This window comes from Corallococcus aberystwythensis (assembly GCF_003612165.1).
GTDB lineage: Bacteria > Myxococcota > Myxococcia > Myxococcales > Myxococcaceae > Corallococcus > Corallococcus aberystwythensis.
This window is the reverse complement of record NZ_RAWK01000422.1, coordinates 1-5,688: the sequence shown is the minus strand read 5'-3', so window position 1 is coordinate 5,688 and position 5,688 is coordinate 1. Positions and strand designations below refer to the sequence as shown.

3 protein-coding genes are annotated in these 5,688 nt (G+C 69.9%); 1 reads left to right on the top strand and 2 read right to left on the bottom strand.

What is annotated here, in order from left to right; genetic code table 11:
* Window positions 1-1,092 (bottom strand): serine/threonine-protein kinase (locus D7W81_RS39450; RefSeq protein WP_158621779.1); only part of this gene is annotated, 1,092 nt, incomplete at its 3' end.
* A 208-nt stretch (window positions 1,093-1,300) separates the two neighbouring features.
* Entirely contained in the window at window positions 1,301-2,269 is a 969-nt protein-coding gene (locus D7W81_RS39445) for a 3-oxoacyl-ACP synthase III family protein (RefSeq protein ID WP_120560482.1), read from the bottom strand.
* Between the two features lie 513 nt (window positions 2,270-2,782).
* Between D7W81_RS39445 and D7W81_RS39440 the strand changes: the two genes are divergently transcribed.
* A partial coding sequence (locus tag D7W81_RS39440; RefSeq protein ID WP_368773759.1) for a patatin-like phospholipase family protein occupies window positions 2,783-5,688 on the top strand: 2,906 nt, incomplete at its 3' end.

Genomic DNA, 5,688 nt, shown 5'->3' with positions numbered 1-5,688 from the left:
GCTCTCGCCCGCCACCAGCCACGCCCCGCCCCGCTCGTCCCGCTCGGCGCTCTCCAGGGCGTCGCCAAGCAGCCCCAGCTCATGGTCCCGGCCGATGAAGCGGGCCGCCTGCAGGAAGCTCTCGCGGGTGGCCACCGTCTCCACGGACAGGCTCTGCCCCGTGGCTGCGCAGAGCGCGCCAATGGCCAGCTCCGCGCTCTGGAACCGGTTGCGGGGCAGCGGGTCTAGAAGCTTGACGAGGAACGCGGCCAGCCCCGGCTCGAGGTCCGTGGGCATGTCGAAGGTCCGGCACTCCGAAGGGTCGCGCATCCCGACGACCATCCGGTCGACAATCCAGGCCAGGTCCGGCGCGAAGCTGTCGGTCCTGCCCTCCCCGTCCAGGCTCTCCGGCTCGTCCAGCCATGCGAGCAGTGAGCCCCCCTTACGGCGGGGCCGCGGGGGGCACGACACCTGCGGATGCCTGCCCACGAAGAGCTCATAGGCGAGGACTCCCACCGCGTAGAGGTCCGACAGCTCCGAGGGAGCATCTCCCCGGAGCACCTCTGGCGCGAGGTAACCCGGCGTCCCCGAGCTCATCGCGCGCACCCGCTGCTCCGGGCCGACCGCCAGGCCGAAGTCGAGCAGCTTCACCTGCCCGTCCACCACCAGGATGTTCGCCGGCTTGAGGTCGCGGTGGATGATGCCGTGCCGGTGCAGGTAGTGGAGCGCCTGGAGCATCTGCACCAGCATGTCCACCTGGACGGACCGGGGCTGCCCGCGCCCCGCCTGCGTGAAGGTCCGCGCCTCGTTGAGCAGCTCGAGCACGAGGTAGGGCTGCGACCCGTCGAAGCCGTAGTCCAGCACGCTGATGATGTTCGGGTGGCGCAGCGAGGCGAGGACCTCGAACTCATGCGCCAGGACGAGCATCGCCCGGTAGCGATGCTTCGACGGAAGCTCGCTGACAGGACGTCCCCCGCCGGCGCGCGCATGACGATTCGAGCGCAGCCGCTTCAAGGCCACCAGCCCGCCGAGCCTGTCCCTCGCCAGGTACACCGTCCCGAAGCCGCCGTGCCCCAGGCGCCGGAGGAGTTGATAGCGATTGCCTACTTCCACGGAGGGGGAGGCGCTAGAGTGCCCGGTCGCGTGAATTGGCTCCCGTGGTCGCTGCAACGGTGATGGTCCGAGCATGTGATGTCCCCTTTCACATGATGACCATTGATTGAGCCGGTGTGAGCCCAATGCGTACAGAGTCCGCCCTGGGCCTGCTCGGAGAGACACCCGGGGTGGCGGGGGATGACAGCCCGCCGCACACTCCCCGGCTTCATCCGCCGACCTGGTAGAGCACGGCGCCGGAGGAGACCCCCGCCCCGACGCCCACCATCAACAGCCGCTCCCCGGCCCGCGGCGTGCGGGTGCGCAGCAGGCAGTCAAGGCTGAGGGGGATGGAAGCGGCCCCCACGCTGCCGACCCTGTCGACCACGGGGACGATGCGCGCCGGATCCACCCCGAGCATCTCGGTGATGAGCCGCAGCATGGCCCCGTTGGGCTGGTGTGGCAGCACCCACTCCACGTCGTCCAATGACAGACGCGCCTGCTCCAGCACGGAGCGGGTGGCGTTCTTCAGCGCCTGGAGGGCCACCTCCGCGATGCGCTGGTGGGAGCTTTCGAAGCGCACGCGCTCGCTCACGCCCGTCACCAGGGGGTGGGCCATCCACACGTCCGAGGGCTGGGTGCCGTCATTGGCGAAGGCCGCGCCCAACACGCCCTCCCCTTCGCGGGCCGCGCCCAGGATGGCGGCCACGGCGGCGTCGCCGAAGACGAGGTAGGGCCGGGGCTCCTCCGCCGAGATGATGCGCGAGCCGAGCTCCACCACCACGATGGCCACCGGCCCGAGCCCGGTCGCCACCGAGCGGCTGGCCACGTCGAAGGCCGAGACGAACCCCATGCAGGCGTTGTTGAGGTCGAACGCATCACACGTCCCCGCGAGCCCCAGCTCCGCGGCGACGCGGTTGGCGGTGGCTGGGATGAGGACATCGCCTCCGGTGGAGGAGACGAACAGGAGGCGCCGCAGGCTCCGGGCCTCCAGCCCCGCGGCGGCGAGGGCCCGGCGAAGCGCCTCGGCGCCCAGCCCGGCCAGGGGCGTCCCCGGGGGCGCCCAGTGGCGGGTCCGGATGCCTGTCTTCCGTTCAATGGCCGCGGGGTCGCGTCCCAGGGCCACCGCCAGCTCCCCGGTCGTGACGGCGCGCTCCGGCAGCACGCTCGCCGTCCCCAGGATCCGGACCGGAATCACCGCTCCACCGCCAGGAATCGTTCCATTCGCATCCCCCCTGCAGCCGTCGGAGGAAACTACCACTTGAGCCCGCCGTGGCGGCCCGGCGCGCCGGAGCAACGGTTCCAGGGATGACACGACAGGGCGCATCCGCGCGGCAAGGTGACTGCCCGATGCCCTTAGCGCCCGAGCGCAGGTGCTTAGCGTTCACCAAGGTGCATTGACCCCAGAGGACAATCCATGGCGCGCATTCCCGAAGACGAAGTTCTCGCCTTTCTTTCCAAGGGCACCGCCCTGGGAGAGGCCTCGAGGGAGGCCGGGCCGAGGAGGTTTCGGACGAAGGAAGCGGGGCGGGAAGACTGGTTGCCGGCACTGGCACCGCTGTTGAGACCCGTCACCCTCGAGCGCGGAGAAACACTCGCGAAGCGGCCGCCCGCCCTGCACTTCGTCCGCTCCGGCAAGGTAGGGGTGAAACGGCCCTGCCCCGCCTTGCCCCACGGCAGGCAGGAACTCGGGCCGGGAAGCATCCTGGGATTGAAGACCCTGGCCCGCTGGAAGACCGGCGCGATGCCCTGGATGGAGAAAGCGGACGCAGAGGCTCTCGTTCCCACCGAGCTTCTGGAGCTGCCACGCGAAAAGTTCGCGCAGGCCTTTCGTGACAAGAACACGCTCCTCGAACGCCTTCTCGACGCCCGCGAAGCGGAAGAGGCCGCGGTGGAACTCGTGCGCGTGCTGAGCGAGTCGCCACGGCTGACCAACGCCCAGGATGCGGACCTCTTCCGGCTCGTGGAGGGCGCCACGCCGGTGAAGGTGAATGGACGCCCGGAGGCCACGCCGCTGTTTTCCGCGCCCGCCGTCCCGGACGGGTTCTACGTCGTGCTCGAAGGGTGCTGTGACATCGCTTCATCATTCAGCGGGCCCAGCGCCAGGCTCATGGGCCCCACCTGCGTCGGGCTCGATGAGTTCCTGACCCGCAAGCCATTGCCGGGAGCCGTGAAGTTGGGGCCTCCTGAAATGAAGTGGACCCGCGTCCTCCGCCGTCCCTGGGCGCTGTGGAACGGCGCCCGCGCCTTCCACATCCGCAGGGAGTGGTTCGACCACGTCCGGGACTGCGAGCCGGACTTCAATCGGGCCGTCCTGAGAGGATGCCCCGAGGAGCTCCCGGCGCCGCGCCCCCAGCCACCGCATCAGGTCATCGTGTATGGCGAGCAGGAGGATGACCTGCCGCCGTGGAGCGCCCTGGGCGACCTCCTCGCCGAACGGATGGCGGTCCACCTGCATGAGCATGTCCTCGTGGTCCGGCTCAAGAAGGAGCACGCACAGGACAAACTCCTGGAGTTCGTAAGGCCCGCCCGGGCCATCAATGGCTGGGTGGCCCACTGTGAGCGCCCTCTCAGCCGGACTGACGCAGAGCCTCTCCTTCCGTTGAGCACGATGACCGCCTGGAGGAGGAGGCCGGAGAGTCAGGACGGCAGCGAGTCCGCGGGCCGCCATGACGGCACCAGCGAGTTCGCGGGCCGCACCAACGTCACCCTGGTGGACACCTCCGCGCTCACGGCTCGCGAACGTCAGGAGGTGCTCCAGCATCTGGCGGAGCGTGCGTTGGCCGGGGAGCCCATCAAGTACCTCAGTCTGAGCAAGGACCGGCAGCGGCCCACGCTCGTCCCGCCCAAGCCGATAGAGCTCGTCCACGCCGGACTTCTCCGCCTCCCGCGACCCGAGCAGGGCCTGGGGCTCGCACTCGCGGAGCTCCTTCACCCCAAGGGGCCGTTGGCGAAGATGGAGCAGGCCAGGGGCGCCGCCGGCCTGGTGAGGAAGGTCGCGCGCTTCCCTTTGCGCTGGCTGCGCCCGCGCGGAATGCCCGCCGAGCTTGGCGAGTGGCCCATGGGGACGGTCCGCCTGCGATTCCCCGACGCGTGGTGTGAGAAGGAAGCGCGGTTGCCCACGTCGCTGGACGGCACGGCCCCGGAGCAGGAGTGCCTCAGGCAATCCTTCGAACGTTGGGCGCGGGCCGCCACCGGGCGCCGCGTCGGCCTGGCGCTCGGGGGAGGCGGATCCTTTGGCTTCGCGGACATCGCCCTGCTGGACAAGCTGCTCCCCCCTCCCCAGGAGGGCGGGAAGCAGGCCTCCCAGCCGCGGGTCCCCATCGACATGGTCGCCGGCTCCAGTTACGGCGCCGTGGTGGGGGCGTTCTATTGCGTCGGTGGCCGCGGTGCGCTCGAGCTGCTCATGCGGCAGGCACGCCAGATGCTGCCCATCGTCGGCATCACCGCCGTGTCGAGCGCGATCCTGGAGCTGTGGACCCACTTCCAGCTCGGCCCATGGCCCCTTGATGAAATGGAGGTGCCGTTCTTCCCCGTGGTGACCGACGCGGACATGGGAGTGGAATGGGACCTGCGCACAGGGTCCATCGGGCGCGGAGTCCGGGCCAGCGGCGCCCTGCCCCCGCTCTTTGGTCCCACCCTCATCGGCAACCGCCGCCTGCTGGATGGCGGCCTGGTGGCCAACGTGCCTACGGACGTCCTGCGGGCGGAAGGAGCGGACATCCGCATCGCCGCGAACCCCATCTCCCGCGTCCCTCCCCGGTCGCGGAGCTACCCGCTCCCCTGGCTGGGGCCGCTCTGGCGCCAGCTCAGTCCATTCGTGCGCATCGAGGACAGCCTCCGGAGCTTTCAAATCATCGGGCGGCTGGCGGGAGCGCAGCAGAACCGCGATGACGATACCGTCGTGTACCAGCCGCAGCTCTCCCCTGCCACGCTGCTGGGCTTCAGCAACGGCCAGCAGATCGTCGAGATGGCCCGGAGCAGCCCCGAGGTGGACGCAGCGATCCTCCAGGCCCGGACCGCGTGGAGCAGGCGGCTGAACAACCCGCAGTGGCTCTTGCTGGTGGGGAAACCCAGCCAGGACCCGATGCCGAAGGCGAACAAGACGCCGGGCGCGATCGGGCTGGCGCTCCCACTCGCCTTCCAGGACCTCGCGGGCAGCTCCGAGCTCATGTCCACCAACGAGCCGGTCCTCACCGAGTTGGTGGAGTACCTCCATACCCAGAAGGAAATCACGTCCTTCACAGTCCAGCTCACCGCGCCGGACGAGCGCATTGCCCGGCAGCGGGCGGACGCCCTGGTGAACGCCCTGAAGCCCTACGTCTTCCAGAAGATGATCCCCATGGGGCTGCCGGCGAACGGCCAGGAGAAGCCCCCGGAGGAGCTGGCCTCCTGGGTGACGCTCACCGTCCAGGACACGCAGACCCACCTCACCCAGGACGTGATGCAGGCAGCGGCGAGCGTGATGGAGAACAGCCGCTCCATGTTGGAGCTGCAGCGGACCCAGGCGGATGTGCGGATGCGCACCCTCCTGTCCAAAGCGGAGCATCAGGGCCGGCAAGGCGCTCCCGAGCTGGCGCAACTGCTCGCGCTCGAGGCCGTGGAGTCCGCCCGCCC